General features: G+C 32.6%; 15 protein-coding genes. 6 read left to right on the plus strand and 9 right to left on the minus strand.

Annotated elements, in window-relative coordinates; genetic code table 11:
• From AC1EU5_RS00815 to AC1EU5_RS00825, 3 genes are all read left to right on the plus strand, one after another.
• The gene (locus AC1EU5_RS00815) at positions 1-1392 is read left to right on the plus strand and encodes a peptide MFS transporter (protein ID WP_480190440.1); all 1392 of its coding nucleotides are present in this window, start codon (positions 1-3) and stop codon (positions 1390-1392) included.
• A 67-nt stretch (positions 1393-1459) separates the two neighbouring features.
• Positions 1460-3244 carry a peptide MFS transporter gene (locus AC1EU5_RS00820; protein WP_480190441.1) on the plus strand — a complete coding sequence of 595 codons (1785 nt, stop codon included), beginning with the start codon at positions 1460-1462 and terminating at the stop codon, positions 3242-3244.
• 113 nt (positions 3245-3357) lie between these two features.
• Positions 3358-3903, plus strand: a complete 546-nt coding sequence (locus AC1EU5_RS00825; RefSeq protein ID WP_480190442.1) for a thioredoxin family protein — start codon at positions 3358-3360, stop codon at positions 3901-3903.
• A gap of 81 nt (positions 3904-3984) precedes the next feature.
• Here the strand turns inward: AC1EU5_RS00825 and AC1EU5_RS00830 are convergent, their stop codons facing one another.
• Positions 3985-5550 carry a class I SAM-dependent methyltransferase gene (locus AC1EU5_RS00830; RefSeq protein ID WP_480190443.1) on the minus strand — a complete coding sequence of 522 codons (1566 nt, stop codon included), beginning with the start codon at positions 5548-5550 and terminating at the stop codon, positions 3985-3987.
• Positions 5551-5554: 4 nt separating this feature from the next.
• A complete protein-coding gene (locus tag AC1EU5_RS00835) occupies positions 5555-7231 on the minus strand; it encodes an ABC transporter ATP-binding protein (RefSeq protein ID WP_480190444.1) in 1677 nt (558 codons plus the stop codon).
• Between the two features lie 143 nt (positions 7232-7374).
• Between AC1EU5_RS00835 and AC1EU5_RS00840 the strand changes: the two genes are divergently transcribed.
• Positions 7375-9234, plus strand: coding sequence for an ABC-F family ATP-binding cassette domain-containing protein (locus tag AC1EU5_RS00840; protein WP_480190445.1), 1860 nt, complete (start codon positions 7375-7377; stop codon positions 9232-9234).
• A 106-nt stretch (positions 9235-9340) separates the two neighbouring features.
• On the opposite strand, the gene AC1EU5_RS00845 is transcribed toward AC1EU5_RS00840, so the two are convergent.
• The gene (locus AC1EU5_RS00845; protein ID WP_480190446.1) at positions 9341-10054 is read right to left on the minus strand and encodes a 3'-5' exonuclease; all 714 of its coding nucleotides are present in this window, start codon (positions 10052-10054) and stop codon (positions 9341-9343) included.
• 65 nt (positions 10055-10119) lie between these two features.
• On the minus strand, positions 10120-10470 hold the full coding sequence (locus AC1EU5_RS00850) for a T9SS type A sorting domain-containing protein (RefSeq protein ID WP_480190447.1): 351 nt from the start codon (positions 10468-10470) through the stop codon (positions 10120-10122).
• Positions 10471-10670: 200 nt separating this feature from the next.
• Between AC1EU5_RS00850 and AC1EU5_RS00855 the strand changes: the two genes are divergently transcribed.
• Positions 10671-11357 carry a response regulator transcription factor gene (locus AC1EU5_RS00855; RefSeq protein ID WP_480190448.1) on the plus strand — a complete coding sequence of 229 codons (687 nt, stop codon included), beginning with the start codon at positions 10671-10673 and terminating at the stop codon, positions 11355-11357.
• Positions 11357-12397 (plus strand): sensor histidine kinase, encoded by a 1041-nt coding sequence (locus AC1EU5_RS00860; RefSeq protein ID WP_480190449.1) that lies wholly within the window; start codon positions 11357-11359, stop codon positions 12395-12397. The genes AC1EU5_RS00855 and AC1EU5_RS00860 overlap by 1 nt, the downstream gene beginning before the upstream one ends.
• Here AC1EU5_RS00860 and AC1EU5_RS00865 read toward each other — a convergent pair.
• The 5 genes from AC1EU5_RS00865 to AC1EU5_RS00885 all read right to left on the minus strand — a co-directional run bounded on the left by AC1EU5_RS00865 (position 12362) and on the right by AC1EU5_RS00885 (position 18045).
• Positions 12362-13423 (minus strand): glycosyltransferase, encoded by a 1062-nt coding sequence (locus tag AC1EU5_RS00865; protein ID WP_480190450.1) that lies wholly within the window; start codon positions 13421-13423, stop codon positions 12362-12364. The genes AC1EU5_RS00860 and AC1EU5_RS00865 overlap by 36 nt on opposite strands.
• A 73-nt stretch (positions 13424-13496) precedes the next feature.
• Complete coding sequence (gene purD / locus AC1EU5_RS00870) at positions 13497-14771, minus strand: phosphoribosylamine--glycine ligase (RefSeq protein ID WP_480190451.1); 1275 nt, start codon at positions 14769-14771, stop codon at positions 13497-13499.
• Positions 14772-14816: 45 nt separating this feature from the next.
• Positions 14817-15578, minus strand: coding sequence for a glycosyltransferase family 2 protein (locus tag AC1EU5_RS00875; protein ID WP_480190452.1), 762 nt, complete (start codon positions 15576-15578; stop codon positions 14817-14819).
• A gap of 2 nt (positions 15579-15580) precedes the next feature.
• Entirely contained in the window at positions 15581-16900 is a 1320-nt protein-coding gene (locus tag AC1EU5_RS00880; RefSeq protein WP_480190453.1) for an undecaprenyl-phosphate glucose phosphotransferase, read from the minus strand.
• Positions 16901-16929: 29 nt separating this feature from the next.
• Entirely contained in the window at positions 16930-18045 is a 1116-nt protein-coding gene (locus AC1EU5_RS00885; RefSeq protein WP_480190454.1) for a glycosyltransferase, read from the minus strand.
• Between the last annotated feature and the right edge of the window lie 42 nt (positions 18046-18087).

Raw genomic sequence — 18087 nt, forward strand, 5'->3', positions numbered from 1 at the left:
ATGTCTACAATTACAAAACAACCACATGAAAGAGAACTTTTTGGGCATCCAGTAGGTTTATATGTGTTATTTTTTACTGAAATGTGGGAACGCTTTTCTTATTACGGTATGAGAGCGCTTCTTGTTCTCTATCTAACTTCAAAAACCACAGATCTAAATCCAGGCGCTGGTTGGACCCAAGGTGAAGCTCTATCGCTTTATGGTTGGTATACTGCTTTAGTTTATATTATGTCAATTCCAGGTGGAATTTTAGCGGATAAGTTTCTAGGGCAAAAAAAATCAGTAATTCTCGGTGCTATTCTTCTTGTAATAGGTCATAGCGTTCTTGCCATTGAGCAAATGTGGGCTTTTTATACGGGGCTTATTTTCATTATTCTTGGTGTTGGTTGTTTAAAACCTAATATCTCTACTATGGTGGGGGGACTTTACAAAAAGGGCGATGTTAGAAGAGATAAAGGGTTTACCATTTTTTATATCGGTATTAATATTGGAGCCTTTTTATCCGGACTGATAGTAGGATATGTTGGTGAAGTACATGGTTGGCATTATGGCTTTGGATTAGCAGGAATACTAATGGTTTTTGGTTTAATTCAATTTTTAGCTGGTCAAAAATACCTTGTTCATGTAGGAAATTACTTAGGTAAATCAGATAACGTAGAAGATCAGGAAGCATATAAAAGACCACTTACTAAAATTGAAAAAGATAGGGTCATTGTTCTGCTCATTTCTTTTTTACTCATAATTGCTTTTTTCTCGGCGTTTGAGCAAGCTGGTGGTTTGATGAACATTTACGCAAAAGAAAAAACAACCAGGATGTTAATGGGATGGGAAGTTCCAGCTACTTGGTTCCAATCTTTAAATTCATTTTTCATTATAACTTTAGGGGTTAGTGTCGCTGGATTCTGGGCCAAAAGACAATTAAAAGGCAAGGAAGCGTCTTCTTTATTTAAGATGATCATTGGTTTGGGAATTACTGGTATAGGCTTTTTATTTATGTCTGCGGCCGCAAACCAATATGACACTACCGGAAGCTCGATGATGATTTGGTTAGTTATGGCTTATTTATTCCATACAGTTGGTGAGTTATGCTTGTCGCCTGTTTCATTATCTTTTGTAACCAAGTTAGCTCCTGCGAAATATGCCTCAATTATGATGGGGGTTTATTTTGCAACAACAGGATTGGGAAATAAAGCTGCCGGACTGCTAGGAGAGTCCTCTTCTATATTTGGAGAATTTAAAGTATTTACCGGTATTGCCATTTTCTGTATAATATTTGCCCTTTTAGTATTTGTTTTCTTTAAAAAACTAAAAGCCCTTACCCATGGTGCTGAGGACAATGAAACTGACTTAAGCACAAAAGAAGCTGAAGGCTTTGAACTAGGAGACAATTAGAATCATAAAATATAACCAAGCCTTACCCTTTTGAGTAGGGCTTTCTTTTTTAACTCAAATAACTTTTATGAATACCGATATAGAAAATTTATTTAAAGACAAAGTCTTGGGTCATCCAGCTGGCCTATTTATAGTTTTTTTTACTGAAATGTGGGAGCGTTTTTCATTTTATGGAATGCGCATTTTATTAGTATTATTTCTTACAGCACCTTTTGTAAGTGATAACCCAGGTTGGGAGTGGCCCAGAGAGCATGCTTTGGCTTTAATAGGCACATATGCTTCATTACTTTATCTTACTCCTATAGTAGGTGGATGGATCGCCGATAAAATTACCGGATATCGTTTAGCCGTTGTTATTGGGTGTTTGATTATGACCTTAGGGCACGGTGCTATGGCATTAGAAACGCAATTCGGATTTTATGCAGGTTTAGCATTATTGGTTATAGGAACGGGGTTCTTTAAGCCCAATATTGCATCAATTATATCAGAAATGTATAAAGGCAAAGAAGAAAAGAAGGATGGTGCTTATACTATTTTCTATATGGGCGTTAATGCAGGTGCTTTTTTTGGTATGATGTTATGTGGTTATCTAGCAGAAAACTTTGGTTGGTCTTATGGATTTGGTTTAGCTGGCATTTTTATGCTAATCGGGATGCTTCAATTTTGGTTGGCTGGCCCACTATTTGGAAGTATTGGCGCTAAACCTAGTAAAAAATACGAAGTTGAACTTCCACAAAATATTAATGAAGAAGCTCCAGCTGAGCAACAAGATGCTACGACTAATGAAAAATTAAATCCGTTTACAACGTTTGACAAGTTATTAATTGCTCTTTCTTCAATTGGTGGGTTAATTTATCTATTTAATGACCCTTTAGAAAAAATAGGTGGTAAAAGTTTAGTGCCTTTTGAATTGTTCGGATTGAGCGGATCAAATGCTATAGTACTAGGAGCGTTAATTTTGTTTTTGATCTTATTAGTAACTCGAATTTCCCGATATATACCAATTGTAAGAGATCGTATTATTGCGGTTTCTATTTTTGGTGTATTCACTGTATTTTTCTTTGCTTTTTTTGAACAATCATTAGGATCAATGACGCTATTTGCTAGAGATTACACAAATCGTGAATTAGTTGGTTCCTCCGGTATGATTTTTAAGATTGTAGATGCTATTTTAACAATAGGGCCATTGGCAATTATCACATGGGTATTGTATTTATTGTTTAGCAAAACATATTCTAAAATTGGGCTTTCAAACATTGTGTTATCCATTGCTTTCGTTGGTATTTGGGCATTGGTTTTGTATAGAGTTTATGACAAGTTTTCTGCTGATGCTGCTGAGATTGATGCAACCTGGTTTGGCATCCTGAATTCATTTTTTATCATAACACTTGCGCCTTTATTTTCGCGTTGGTGGGAAAGTAAATACAACCCTAGCGCAGCCATGAAATACGGACTAGGATTGATATTACTCGGCTTAGGCTTTGCCTTTTTATCCTATGGAAGCTCAGACATTCCTCAAGGAGCAAAAACAGCATCTGTAAGTATGATCTTTTTAATAGTAGCATATTTGCTGCATACTATGGGGGAATTATGCTTATCGCCTGTTGGGCTGTCTTATTTAAGCAAATTAGTACCTGCAAGAATGATTGGGTTTATGTTTGGTGTTTGGTATTTGGCAATTGCCGTTGGGCAAAAAGCTGCGGGAACCATGGGAGGCATGATTGATAAAATATCAGAACAATATTCAATGGGTACTTTCTTCTTGATCTTTACATTAATTCCTATTGGTGTTGGAATTATTTCAATTCTACTGAATCCTGTTCTAAAAAAATTAATGCACGGAGTTCGATAAGTATACGAAATACTACTACAGTACGTTTTTTATAAAGATTCCTGCTCTAGCGGGAATTCTTTTGTAATTTAGGCACATTATTTGCGTCTGTTGTAGAAGATAAAAGAGATTTGATGAAAAGAATATTATTGTTATTTATTGCCATTGGATTGTCCGCATTAGGATTTGCGCAAAAAGGAAAAATCAATTGGATGACAGTTGAAGAAGCTTTGGCTGCTCAAGAGAAGGAGCCTCGTAAGATTATGGTTGACATGTATACCAATTGGTGTGGACCTTGTAAAATGCTAGATAGGCATACTTTTCAAAATAAAGATGTTGCAGATTATGTGAATGAAAATTACTATGCCGTAAAGTTTAATGCTGAAGGTGATGGTGACATTAAATTCAAGAATAAAACATTTTCTAATCCTAATTTTGATGCTTCTAGAAGAGGGCGTAATAGCCAGCATGAATTAGCTTCTTATTTTGGCGTTTCCGCCTACCCTACTGTCTTATTTTTAGATGAAAATGCTGATCTATTGACTCCTATTAGAGGCTTCTACAAGCCCAAGCAATTAGAGATCTACCTTAAAATATTTGCTTCAAATGATTACAAAGCGGTCACAACCAAGGAGCAATGGACCGATTATCAAAAGAATTTTAAATCAGAGTTTAAATAACACCTACCTGATAGTACCTATATTTATCAGGACGCTATCAATAACAATTGTCCCCTTGAGAGGACTTTAGGGATGTAAAAATCATGAGATCAAATTTATACTTACTGTTGACAAATCAGAATTAGGAAAGCGGTAATAATGATCTTGATCAATTTTTAATCCAGCCTGCTTAACGGCTTTGTTAAAAGTTTCTACCTCTACAATGTATTGATCAGAAAAACCATGTGTAACATCATAAGCATTACAAGGTGTTTTGCCCAAATTCATACTAACTATTTTAGGGTCTATAGTGTGCAGTTCAATAACCAACAATCCATGTTTCTCAATATAGGGTTTCCATTTTAAGAGATGCTCTACTAAACTTTGCTCAACATCTGAGTTGTGTAATAATTTTCCTCTGTGAGCATATGCGCCTGTTGAACTTGATGTTACTTTACTTTTTTGTTTTGGAGTATTAAATGGTCTATTATGATCTAAGAAAGAGCGTATGTTCAACAAGTCTGATAGTTCTACGCCATACAATTTTCTTAATTTTTCATCAATCTCAGCTGGATTACCTATATCTCCCCAAACAACCTCTGCCCAAACATCCGCTTTTTTTAAATTTCTCTGTGTACTTAACAATGCTTCCTTGTTATAATCAGCGCCAATCAAAATCAATTTGTTTTGATCAAGATCATTCCTTCTTGATGTCTGATTCCAAATAAGATTAAACATATGTTCTAACAAAGCACCGTTACCACAACCTACATCAATTATTCCCTTTGGTTGTTCGTCTAAAGGACGATTAAAAATGTCTAATAGAACTTTATCTATCTTTTTAAAATAAGAGTTGTGAGAGCCTCCACTACCCCAAACATTAATTGTTCTAAAAACATGTTGCTCATTGTTCTCTTCATCACGTTCAAAATATTTTTGAAAATCACCATAGAGATACTCATGAACATTTGCCATTATAGGCATGTATGAAGTAGTTACACCATAAGCATAACTCTTCTCAAATAAAAACTGTCCTTTTTTGGTGAATTTTCCATCTTTTATAAGATTCAAATTCTCTAAAAACAGTTTTAAATTTCTATTAGAGCTTATGACCTCATTAACATCCAAGTCACTATAATCACAATTAAAATTGAGATACACCAATACAGGTAATAACAAAACACCTTCTAAATGAATTAAAACTTCATCTTGATAGTAAGGATCATTAGTGTTTTCTTGTTGAATTTCCTGAAGTTGATTGAATAATTGAAGTATTTTAGAATCAATTGAGAAATCTGAGATAAATTTGCTTTTTAATAATAATAACTGAGGAGAATATGCTTCAGCAAAGAACAGATATAAATTTTTATATGTGCCAAATTCATTAAACTTCTGGGTTATCTTTAAAGAAACTGTATCACCACTAACCTCATATTCAAATAATCCTTGGGAGGCAAGACTTCGTAAAGCTACATTCAGATATCCTGTATGGAATTCAGGAAATTCAGCCTTTATTTCATTTATAGTTACACTTCTTTTTTCCTTAAAGTAATCAAAAATGCCTTTTTCATCTAATTTCGCAATAGTATTGGTGATTGCCAATCCGTCTTGATGCTTAAATAATAAACTCCTAAAAGTTTGTCTTTCTTCTTTAGTTAATTGGTTCATATGCTTAAATTCCCTTTGGAATGGCATCAATTAATTGTTGCGTATAGCTTGTTTTTGGTGCTCTATAAATCTCATCTGCCTCTCCTTGCTCTTCAATTTTGCCTTTGTTCATTACCACTAACTGGTCAGCCATATATTTTACTACGGCTAGATCATGTGAAATAAAGATATAAGAAAAATTATACTCACTTTTAAGCTGGTTTAAGAGATTTAATACCTGTGCCTGTACAGAAACATCAAGTGCAGAAACTGATTCATCGCAAATGATCAATTTAGGTTGTAGAACAATGGTTCTGGCTATTCCAATACGCTGTCGTTGCCCTCCTGAAAATTCATGTGGATATCTATTAAAATGTTCTTTAGTAAGTCCAACTTTCTCCAGTATTTCCAATACTTTCTCTTTTCGTTCCTTATCTGAATTGTATAGTTTATGAACTTTCATAGGCTCTAAAATAGCTTTGCCCACTGGAATTCTTGGGTTTAAAGAAGAGAAAGGGTCTTGAAAGATTAATTGAATTTCTTTTCTGAGTTTTTTAATCTCTGAACTTGTAAGTTTCGTAATGTCTTGTCCTTTATAAATTACTTCACCAGATGTTGCATTTTCTAAGTTCATTATAGTGCGTCCAAGAGTCGTTTTTCCACAACCAGACTCACCCACAAGCCCTAAAGTTTCCCCTTCATATACCTTTAGACTCACATTATTTACCGCTTTTACAACAGTGTTTTTTCTGCCAAAAAATGTCTTATCAGAATTAAAATACGTTTTCAAGTTTTTAACTTCAAGTAATGGTTCCTGCGTATAAATTTTCTCATGCGAACTTCTTCTATCAGCTTCAGAAATCGTAGTAGTTTTAATATCATTTTTTAAAAAGCTTTCTACTGTAGGCAATTCTTTTAGACGTTTATTTAAGCTAGGTTTAGAATTGATTAGTGCCTTAGTATAATTATGTTGCGGGTGTTTAAAAACAACTTTTGCTTCGCCTTGTTCAAGTATTTCACCTTTATACATAACTATAACCGCGTCTGCAATTTCAGACACTAAAGACAAGTCATGAGAAATAAAAATAATACTCATTTTGGTTTCCTGTTGTAACTCTTTCAATAGACTTACAATCTCTTTTTGTACAGTTACATCTAATGCAGTGGTTGGTTCGTCAGCAATTAAAACATCAGGTTTACAAGCAATAGCCATGGCTATCATTACCCGTTGTTTTTGTCCTCCTGAAATCTGATGTGGGTATTGCTTATAAATAGACTGTACTCTAGGTAATTTTACCTTTTCAAAGAGTTTCAATACTATCTCTTTAGCTTCTTTTTTTGAAATAGTCTGATGCCGTAGCACTATTTCGGCAACCTGATAACCACAAGTTAAACTTGGGTTTAAAGAACTCATAGGTTCTTGAAATATCATTGAAATCTTATTACCCCTAATATCTTGAAACTGTTTTTCAGAATAAGACGTAAGATTTTCACCATTAAACAGGATTTCTCCTTCAATTTCAGACTTATTTTTTGGTAACAATCCCAAAATTGCTAACGAAGAAACTGATTTCCCGGAACCTGATTCACCAACAATACCCAAAATTTGATTTTTTTCTAATTTAAAATCAATATTATGAATGACCTTTACTGGTTTTTCTTCAGTTAAGAAAGAGATAGAGACATCTTTTACTTCAAGCATTTTTTAAATAGTATCAATACGGAATAAATGTACAGGTAATTTCTGAATCTTCTAAAAACTATACGCTTAATAATTGTTATTAATGGTAATATCTAATCATAAAAACCCGAGCTGTTTACTTTGGTTTTTAGTTTCTTTGTGTTATGAACTATGTGTCGGTAGAAAATATATCAAAAGCGTTTGGCGAGCGCATTTTATTTGAAGATATATCCTTTGGTATTAATAAGGATCAAAAAATTGCTTTTGTTGCAAAAAATGGAACAGGAAAAACTTCTATTTTAAACATACTTGTTGGTAATGATCTGCCAGATACTGGACAAATAGTTTCCCGAAAAGGGTTACATATTTCCTATTTAGCGCAGCGTGATAATTTAGACACAAAACTCACTATTGAGGAAGCCATTTTTAATTCTGATAATATAATTCTTGAAGTAATTAAACAATATGAAAATGCCTTAAAGGATCCTGACAATGAAGAAGTTTACCAAAAAGCTTTCGATTTAATGGATCAGCATAATGCATGGGACTTTGAAACACAGTACAAGCAGATACTTTATAAACTTCAATTAAATGATCTTTCATTACAAATAAAGAATTTATCTGGAGGGCAACGAAAACGTCTTTCGCTGGCTATTATCCTTATCAATAAACCTGATCTATTAATATTAGATGAACCAACAAATCATTTAGATTTAGAAATGATTGAGTGGCTTGAGAGTTATTTTAAGAAGGAAAAAATTACGCTTTTCATGGTGACACATGATCGTTATTTTCTGGAGCGCGTGTGTAACGAAATAATAGAATTAGATCAAGGCAATTTATATACTTATAAAGGTAATTATTCTTATTATTTAGAGAAAAAAAAAGAACGATTGGCTCTGGAACAAACTACTATTAGCAAAGCTAAAAATCTATTTAAAAAAGAGCTTGATTGGATGCGAAGGCAACCTAAGGCTCGAACTACAAAATCAAAGTCTAGAATTGAAGATTTCTACCAAATAAAAGAAAGAGCGCATCAACGTAGGAAAGATCATGAAGTGCTGCTGGAAATGAACATTGAACGATTGGGGAGTAAGATTCTTGAATTACATAATGTGTCAAAAAACTATGGTGAAAAAATTGTGCTTCATAAGTATGATTATGTTTTTAAGCGTGGTGAACGCATTGGTATTATTGGAAAGAATGGTACGGGAAAATCTACTTTTTTAAATATTATTACTGGTGGCTTAAATATTGATTCAGGAAAAGTTATTGTTGGCGAAACTGTAAAGTTTGGATATTATACACAGAAAGGAATTACCATAAAAGAAGGTCAAAAAGTTATTGATGTTATAAAGGAGTTTGGTGAATACATACCTCTAACGAAGCGGCGTAAGATTTCAGCAAGTCAATTACTAGAACGTTTTTTATTTGACAGGAAAAAACAATACGATTTTGTTGAAAAACTATCTGGAGGAGAACAAAAACGCCTTTATTTGTGTACTGTATTGATTCAAAACCCCAATTTTTTAATTCTTGATGAGCCTACAAATGATTTGGATATTCTGACATTAAATGTTTTAGAAAATTTCTTATTGGACTATCCTGGGAATTTATTGGTTGTTTCGCATGATCGTTATTTTATGGATAAAATTGTAGATCATTTGTTTGTTTTTGAAAAAGATGGAGTTGTGACCGACTTTCCTGGAAACTATTCTGACTACCGCATTTATGAAGATTCTCAGCCAAAAGAGGGTTTTCTAAAAGAGAAGAAAAAAGACTCACGTGTAAAAACATTACAAAAAGGAAAGTTATCATACCATGAAAACAAAGAGTTTCAAAATTTAGAAAAGGAAATTTCGAAGCTTGAATCAAATAAAAATGCTATTGAGCAACAGTTTTCAAACAACATGATAACTCCAGAAAAAATAGCTGAAACTTCCAAGAAGCTCGAAGAAATTATATATGAAATTGAAATAAAAGAAGAGCGCTGGTTAGAACTTTCAATGAAATTGGAAGGGTAAACAAGTTGGTAGATTAATATGCTATGTCATTGTGAATTTATTTCAGAATTGCATTGCATTACTTTATATTTCTGGATTCCTGCCTGCGCAGGAATGACAAAAATCCCTAAACTGATACGATTTCATTTTCTTTCAATAGCTCTAAATTATTAAATCGCAATAATAATTGTGCCACAGCAACTGTATCTCTTTCACAGTACTGAATAATCTTCTCAAGATTATTTTCTTCATAATACACGCTGGCAACATCACTTCCGTCTATATCTTCTTTAGGAGAAGGAATATTTAGAATATTGGTAAGCAATCGCAACGATGTATAATGCTTATAATCTCCAAATTTCCATAGTTCCATGGTGTCTAAATGTGCTACCTCCCATGGTTTTTTGCCAAATAGATTCAGTTTTGAAGGTAATTGAATATCTTGAATGACCATTCTTCTTGCTATATATGGGAAGTCAAATTCTTTACCATTGTGTGCGCATAAAAGATGGTAAGATTTGTTAAAATGATTTTCTAATAGTTTTTTAAATTCTAACAAAAGTTCTTTTTCATCGCCTGACAAAGATTTCACCCTAAAGCTTCTTTCTCCTTCAAGAGAAACAAAATATCCAACTGAAATACAGATAATTTTGCCAAACTCAGCCCAAATGCCAGCTCTTCCATAGAAATCCTCAGCTGATATTGAGTCTTTTCGTTGATATTGAGTCTTTAAAGCAAAAAGTTCCTTTTTTTCCTCTGATAAATCTGAATATAAAGCAACTTCTGGCACTGTTTCTATGTCTAAAAACAGAATATTTTCTAAGTTAATCTTATCAAGCATAGATTAAATATAGAAAAGTTTTTATAAAAGAAGCTTTGAAATAAATTATTTAAGCAGTAACAAAATCAACGTATCACTAGCTTTCTTGAAGCGATTTTACCCAACTCTGATACTCTCAAAATATAAATACCTGGTTTTAAGTTTGAAATACTCACGTGCTCCGTAGAAATTTTTCTGAAAAAAACCTGTTCCCCCAACACATCAAAAATACGAAGTGTTTTTTCAGATTTATTAGGAGTTTTTATTCTTAAAATACCATCATTAATTGGATTAGGAAAAACTTTTAAATCTAAAATTTTTTGATTTTTAACCTGAGTGTTTGTATTAATCTCATCAATACGTTCTTCTTTATCTTCTTGAGCAAACAAAAAGACTGTAAGGAAAAGAAATAAAAAAGTAACGTAATTTTTTATCATTAATATTAGATATTACATTTTGTACTTAAGTGCAAAATTATAAAATATCATACTACAAAAAGTAAACCATTCTGTTAAATTATTCACATAATGAGGCACTTATCGTAGAATTTTTTCCTTTTTTGCATGGTATTATCAAATTGTTAAGTTTGCTAACCTAATTGATTTAATAGTTATTTTTGGTAAGCTAAAAATTATAAATGAAGAAAAAAGACATTAAGATTCTATTGGTTGATGATGAACCTGATATTCTAGAAATTGTAGGATATAACCTACAAAATGAAGGCTATCAAATCTTTACTGCTTCTAACGGATTGGAAGCTGTTGAGTCTGCTAAAAACATTAATCCGCATCTTATTCTATTAGATGTAATGATGCCCGAAATGGACGGTATTGAAGCTTGTGAAAAGATTCGAGAAACTAAAGGTTTGGAAGATGTAATTATTGCTTTTTTCACGGCTAGAGGTGAAGACTATTCACAAGTAGCAGGATTTGATGCTGGAGCTGATGATTATATTACAAAACCCGTAAAACCCAAGGTTCTTGTTAGTAAAGTAAAATCGCTTCTACGTAGATTAAAGAAAAGTACTACTGAAATAGAAAATATTGCGAAGGTTGGCAACATCACTATCAATAGAGATGAGTATTTCGTTCAGAAAAACAAAGAGAAAATTTCCCTCCCCAGAAAAGAGTTTGAGTTATTAGCGTTGCTAGCTTCCAAGCCTGGAAAAGTATTCAAAAGAGAAACTATCTTAGAAACTGTGTGGGGAAATGATGTGGTTGTTGGTGGACGAACTATTGATGTTCACATAAGAAAATTAAGAGAAAAAATAGGAGACGAATACTTTAAAACTGTTAAAGGCGTTGGCTATAAATTCAACGCTTAATGAAGGTCAAAAAATCATATAGATTTGCCGTTAAATCCTCTTCTTTTTTAGCAGTATTGACTTTTATTTTAATAAGCTCTTTTTCTTATTTTTTTTATCAGTCTCCTCACTTTCCTTTTAGTATATCAGTTTCTTTAACTTTTTTCATTCTGTCTTTTTTTATAATTCAGTTTCGTGTAGAAAAATTCATCTATAAACGTGTAAAGAATATTTATGATGAAGTAAGCTTGTTGGATGTAAGTGAACTTAGCAAGAAAGCTATAACTTCTGACATGGAAACACTATCAAAAGAAGTGAAAAAGTTTGCTGAAGACAAACGATTAGAGATTGAAATGTTACAGATACGTGAGGAATACAGAAGAGAATTTTTGGGAAACGTTTCTCATGAACTAAAAACCCCTCTTTTTACTGTACAGGGCTATATACTTACGCTTTTAGAAGGTGCTGTGAAGGATAAGTCTGTACGAGATAAATATCTAAAACGTGCTAATAAAGGCGTAGAGCGGTTGATTGATGTGGTAAAAGACTTAGACATGATTTCTAAATTAGAATCAGGTAATTTTAAGTTGGAAATTGATACCGTTGATATTGTTGACCTTATTCAGAGTGTATTTGATTTACTGGAAATAAAGGCCAAAAAGCGGAATATTACCTTGGCTTTTGACAAAACATATACTGTTCCTATTTTGGTAAAGGCTGATTTAAATAGGATTGAACAAGTACTGATCAATTTAGTGGAGAATTCTATTAAATATGGTAAAAGCTTTGGGCAAACTACCATAAGTATAAAAAACTATAATGACTCTCAGATCATAGTTTATGTGAAAGATAATGGTGAGGGGATTAAAGAGCACGACAAGTCTCGTTTATTTGAACGTTTTTTTAGGGTAGATCAAAGTCGATCAAGAGAACAAGGAGGGTCAGGTCTCGGACTTTCAATAGTAAAACATATTATAGAAGTACATCAGCAGCAGGTTTTTGTAGAAAGCAATTATGGAGTTGGCTCAGTGTTTTCGTTCACCCTTGAAAAGATTCAGTAGACTGCTATCAAAATGTGTGCTTAAGGCTTTAAAGCCCTTGTAAGAATTGACCTCTTCTAAAAGTTTTATATTAAACTTATTTTCATCAACATAAGGAGCTATTCGTTTATTTTTCAAATATTCTGCCAAATACTCTTGCTCGCTTTGACCTTTTGTTGGAATAAAAAATGCTTTCTTCCCTAAAACCGCTAGGTCCATTATAGAAGAATATCCTGAGCGGCAAATAATCAATTCTGACTGGTTGATTTCCTTCTCTAAATCAGTTGAAAGTAGGTAATTATATAATGTAATATTACCGTGCTTAGAAATCTTCTGTTTCTCTTCCAAAATTCCTTGTATCAAAACTACTTTTCCATTATAACTTTCAAACTCTTTTAAAAGCTTTTCTTCTAAATGAGTTCTGTTTGACTCAGGGCCAGAAAGTATAATTAAAGTGTCATTTTTTAATGGACGCTCTTCTCGTTTAAATCTACTTAAAACACCGGCATATTTAATCGGAACTGGAAATTCTTCTTTTTCCACTACTAATTTACCCGAGAGAGTGCTTCCTTCTTGATCAGGAACCCAGCATTCATCAAATTTTTTTATAACAGATTGATGTATTTTGCTGGTTATAAAAGTTGCCCATCCAGAAAGTACATTTAGCTGGTGCGTTATATAAACTGACGGTACTTTTTTACTTCTAACACCAAATCTGTTATCTGAAATAATACCAACAACGTCTTTATCAGTTGTCAGGTATTGCTCAATGACTTTTTTTTCCTTTTTTACTGCTTTTAAAACTTCTGGAGCTTGCTTTAATAAATTAGCCTTTAAATTCATTCCATATCTTATATCATAAGATGGTAATTCTAGGTATTCAAGTGTAGGAAATTCTTTTCTCAATAATTTCAGTGCGGAACCATCTGAAGCGATTATGGAAGAAAAATTATTCTGCAGTAGTGAGTTAATAATGGGAATGCAACGTGTGGCATGACCTAATCCCCAGTTTAACGGTGCTACAATTATCTTTTTATCTTTTCCCATATAAAAACACCCCTAAAGTCCCTTCAAGGGGACAATTTATTTAAAAATATTGTGTTCTAATTTGAAAAAAGGATTAAGTCAAGTCAAGGCCTATATCAGTACGATAATTCATCTTTTCAAAATAAATTTTTTCAATATTCTTGTACGACTTTTTCAAGGCTTCTTCTATTGAATCTCCCAAGGAAGTAATAGCCATGACCCGACCGCCATTGGTAACTATTTTATCATCATCTTGCTTTGTCCCAGCATGAAAAACAATAGAATCTTTAACATTTTCTAGGCCGGTAATCTCTTTACCTTTTTCATAAGTTTCAGGATATCCTCCTGAAACCAACATCACGGTGGTAGCTGTTTTGAGGTTTACCTTAAATGATTTCTCATCTAATGTTTGGTTAGCTACACCCTCAAACAGCTCAAAAAGATCTGATTCTATTCGTGGTAATACTACTTCCGTTTCGGGATCTCCCATGCGCACGTTATACTCTATAACATAAGGATTTCCTTTAACATTCATTAAACCAATAAAAATGAAGCCACGGTAGTCAATTTCATCTTTTTGTAGACCTTCAATTGTTGGTTTTACAACTTGTTCTTCTACTTTGTTTAAAAAGATGTCATCTGCAAAAGGAACGGGCGAAATTGCTCCCATACCACCTGTATTAAGACCTGTGTCGCCTTCGCCAATGCGTTTATAATCTTTGGCAGATGGTAGTATTTTATAGCTTTTTCCATCAGTTAATACAAAAACTGAAAGCTCAATACCATCAAGAAATTCTTCAATTACTACAGTTGATGAAGCTTCTCCAAATTTCTGGTTTGTGAGCATATCCTTAAGCTCCAATTTTGCCTCTTGTAAAGAGTTTAAAATGAGCACCCCTTTTCCAGCTGCTAAGCCATCTGCTTTTAATACATAAGGAGGATTCATTGTTTCTAAAAAAGCATAACCCTCTTTAAGTGTTTCGCTAGTAAAAGACTGATATTTTGCCGTTGGTATTTGGTATTTTTGCATGAATTGTTTCGAGAAATCTTTACTCCCCTCTAACAATGCTCCATCTTTTTTTGGACCGATCACTGGTGTTTTTTTCAATTTATTATCAGATAGAAAAAAGTCATGAACGCCATTTACCAAAGGCGCTTCAGGTCCTACGACAACTAAATCAATTTTATGTGCCAAAACCCCCTTTTTGATTGCATTAAAATCTGTTGGATTGATCGCTAAATTAGTTGCTACCTCTCCTGTTCCTGCATTTCCAGGAGCTACATATAGTTCGTCAACTTGTGGGCTTTGAGAGAGTTTCAAGGCAAAGGCATGCTCTCTACCTCCTGAACCTAAAATAAGGATGTTCATTTTACATTGGTTTGAATGCAAATATACATTCAGAAAATGGGTTCTTTATCTAAATCCCCATTTTTTAAAATACTTAATACTTGAGTTCAAATGAATAAAAAATAACTTGATGCTTTTAGAAGATTCTTTCTTTAAAATGTGGGTTATTTGAACATAAGGATAGTATAATTTTTTCTTCCCGAATTGATCTATTTTTTTGCAAATATCAACATCTTCCATATAGAGAAAATAGCGTTCATCAAAGCCACCAATTCTTACGAAGTCTTCAGTTTTAAATAACATAAAACATCCATGAATAAAGTCAGGATACAACGGGCGCGAAAGATCCTCATTTTTATATTCTTTTTTTGAAGTATAGTTTTTAAACCAATTTAATCTTCTAAAAACCAGCTCTAAAAGTGAAGGATATTTCCTCGCAGTATATTGCTGTTCCCCGTCAGGGAAAACTACTTTAGGGGCAATCATGGCAATATTCATTTGGCAATCTAATTTATCAATTAACTTCAAAAGTCCTTCTGCTTCAAAGGAAACGTCGGGATTTAAAATCAAATGATATTTTGAGAAATTTTTAATACTTCTCAGGACTTGATTGTGTCCTTTACCAAAGCCTAGATTTTTATTATTGAAAACATATTCAATTTCAGGATGATCAAACTGCCGTCTAAGAGTATCTGATTCAGAATTATCAATTAAAAACAGTTTCTTAGATTTTGTAATATTTAAAAAGCTTTGTACAACTTTTGAAACTTCATGAATATTTTCATTATACAATACAATCGATGCGGTAACTTCTAATTTACTACTCAAAATCAATACGCTTTTTCTTCTCCTTTAAAAACATTGAAAACGGTTTGTACTATAATTCTAATATCTAATAAAAGTGACCAATTCTCAATGTAAAAGATATCTAATCGTACTCTATTTTTAATATCTGATTTTTTTGTTACCTCCCCCCGATAACCACTTACCTGAGCCAGACCTGTGATACCGGGCCTCACAGCATGGCGTTCCATATAATTATCTATTTCTTTTTGATACTCTTCAGAAAAACTACTGATATGAGGTCTTGGTCCCACCACACTCATATCGCCTTTTAGTACATTGAAAAATTGAGGTAGTTCATCAATACTTGTTCTTCTAAGGAAACCTCCTATTTTGGTTACTCTTTCGTCATTTTTTTTAGCATGCATTTTATCGGAAAACTTGTTTACCCTCATTGATCTGAACTTATAACAGGTAAAATGATATCCTCCTAAACCTTCTCTATCTTGCTTAAATAAAGCTGGTCCTCTAGATTCTAATTTGATGAGCAATGCCAACAGAGGAGTTAACCAGGAGAGTAAAAATACAATGATCAAAATTGAAAGTAAAATATCTAATATCCTCTTCATTACTCGGTTTTCCGCTATGTCCAATGGCAGCCTGTTGACATTTAAAACTAATGTATTGCTATAGTATTCTGCCTTCATATTCTTACTATACAACTCATTAGAATTGGGTATTAACTTAATGACTCTTGAGTGTGTGTTCGCAAACTTCGTTAAGTCTTTCACCTGTTCTTTTTTTAATACAGAAACCGTACAATAAATTTCATCTATACTATTGTTTATAATGTAATTATAAGCATCATTAAGTTTTCCTAAATAACTGGCGGTTTTTTTAGGCTTATCTGAAAAGAAGCCGTGGTATTTATACCCAAGAGTATTTTCTTTTGCAAATATTTCAGCTACACTTTCTGAAGTGTAATCTTGACCTATAATTACAACATTTCTATAGTTTTTGCCTCCTCTTCTGTATAGCTTTAAGGCATAGAATGATAAAAACTTGAAAACACCTACTCCAATAAGCATGGACGCAAGAACTTTAAATTGATTGTGGACAATATCTCCTTCTCGAAAAATTCCAAAAAAGGAAAAATAAACCAAAATGAATAAAAAGAACTGAATGAAGAGTAACGTAAAAAGTCTATAAATCTTAGTAAACCTGTAAACCTTATAAAAATTTGAAAAAAAAGAAATTATAACCCAAAACACATTAATAAATATTAAAAATTTTGCGTTCAAAAATTCTTTATCATTCACAATAACAACCACCGCATTGATTATTAATAGGTCAATTAAAAGAAGCATTGGGGTTATTAAATGTGAATATCTTTTTATCAATTCATTGATTTTTCAATTTCTGACTTATAAATATTTTCTAGCTCTAAAATATTCGTTTTAATGTTAAACTTTTTCAAGAACATTTGTCTGGACTTTTGAGACATTTCTTCAATCATTTTACCATCATTGAGAAGTTCAATTATTTTTTGAGCTATCAACTTCGCATTTTCTTGAACAACAAATCCATTAAATTTACTTTTTACCAAGTCCTTATTACCATCTACATTAGAAACAATACAGGGTTTAGATTGTGCCAAAGCTTCAATAACTGAATACGGTAACCCTTCATATCTTGATGTTGAAATATAAAATGTACTTCTTTTCACAATACAAAGAACCTCATTTCTTTTTAACCACGAAATAAGAGTAATGTTATTTTCTAGTTCTTTTTCTTTTATTAAACGTTTTATTTTTTCTAAATCAGGTGAATGATAACCTACTCCTAAGATCACCAGCTTAATATTTTTTAACTTCTTTTTTGCTAAATAGATTGCATCTACAAGCAATTTAGTATTCTTTTGATATGAAGGTCTACCTATTGAGCAGATAAATTTATCAGGCAATACAACTTCAGTTGCTATATCATTTAGGTCAAATTTATCTTCTATTGAATTATTCCATAATAAAGCTTTATCCTTTCTAAATTTGAGCTGATCAATCGTTCTATTATACTCAGATTCAGAACACGCAATAGTTTTTGAAGGAAAAAAGCGAAAATATCGTTCAATTTTTTTGAAAATGAAACTTTTTATTTTTGATTCAGCACTAAAGTATGAATAAGCATGAGGCGTATAGAATGTGGGTATTTTTAAATAATAACCTGCTATTCTACCTAAAACTCCTGCTTTTGCACTATGACAATGAATTATATCGGGTTTTATAGATTTAAGACTTTTTATTATCGCTTTTAAACATTTTATATCATTGAGAACATTTATATTTCTGGTAAGAGGGACGGTGAAAACGTTTTTAATTTTAAAATCAGATAGGTCTATAGATGAGTTACATAAAACTATGTGCTCAAACTCTTGATCGTTTGTATATTTAAATAGAAGATGCAGATATACTCCTACACCTGCAACTGGGTTAGCAATATGAGCAATTTTTAACATATCTTGTTTGCTAAGAAATCGGATTTTTAGAAATGATAAAAC

The organism is Maritimimonas sp. 2405UD52-3 (assembly GCF_056591715.1).

Excerpts from the sequence above, each read along its gene's own strand:
- AC1EU5_RS00815 (WP_480190440.1), top strand. The coding sequence starts at position 1 with ATGTCTACAATTACAAAACAACCACATGAAAGAGAACTTTTTGGGCAT.
- AC1EU5_RS00820 (WP_480190441.1), top strand. The coding sequence starts at position 1,460 with ATGAATACCGATATAGAAAATTTATTTAAAGACAAAGTCTTGGGTCAT.
- AC1EU5_RS00825 (WP_480190442.1), top strand. The coding sequence starts at position 3,358 with ATGAAAAGAATATTATTGTTATTTATTGCCATTGGATTGTCCGCATTA.
- AC1EU5_RS00830 (WP_480190443.1), bottom strand. The coding sequence starts at position 5,550 with ATGAACCAATTAACTAAAGAAGAAAGACAAACTTTTAGGAGTTTATTA.
- AC1EU5_RS00835 (WP_480190444.1), bottom strand. The coding sequence starts at position 7,231 with ATGCTTGAAGTAAAAGATGTCTCTATCTCTTTCTTAACTGAAGAAAAA.
- AC1EU5_RS00840 (WP_480190445.1), top strand. The coding sequence starts at position 7,375 with ATGAACTATGTGTCGGTAGAAAATATATCAAAAGCGTTTGGCGAGCGC.
- AC1EU5_RS00845 (WP_480190446.1), bottom strand. The coding sequence starts at position 10,054 with ATGCTTGATAAGATTAACTTAGAAAATATTCTGTTTTTAGACATAGAA.
- AC1EU5_RS00850 (WP_480190447.1), bottom strand. The coding sequence starts at position 10,470 with ATGATAAAAAATTACGTTACTTTTTTATTTCTTTTCCTTACAGTCTTT.
- AC1EU5_RS00855 (WP_480190448.1), top strand. The coding sequence starts at position 10,671 with ATGAAGAAAAAAGACATTAAGATTCTATTGGTTGATGATGAACCTGAT.
- AC1EU5_RS00860 (WP_480190449.1), top strand. The coding sequence starts at position 11,357 with ATGAAGGTCAAAAAATCATATAGATTTGCCGTTAAATCCTCTTCTTTT.
- AC1EU5_RS00865 (WP_480190450.1), bottom strand. The coding sequence starts at position 13,423 with ATGGGAAAAGATAAAAAGATAATTGTAGCACCGTTAAACTGGGGATTA.
- purD (WP_480190451.1), bottom strand. The coding sequence starts at position 14,771 with ATGAACATCCTTATTTTAGGTTCAGGAGGTAGAGAGCATGCCTTTGCC.
- AC1EU5_RS00880 (WP_480190453.1), bottom strand. The coding sequence starts at position 16,900 with ATGCTTCTTTTAATTGACCTATTAATAATCAATGCGGTGGTTGTTATT.
- AC1EU5_RS00885 (WP_480190454.1), bottom strand. The coding sequence starts at position 18,045 with ATGTTAAAAATTGCTCATATTGCTAACCCAGTTGCAGGTGTAGGAGTA.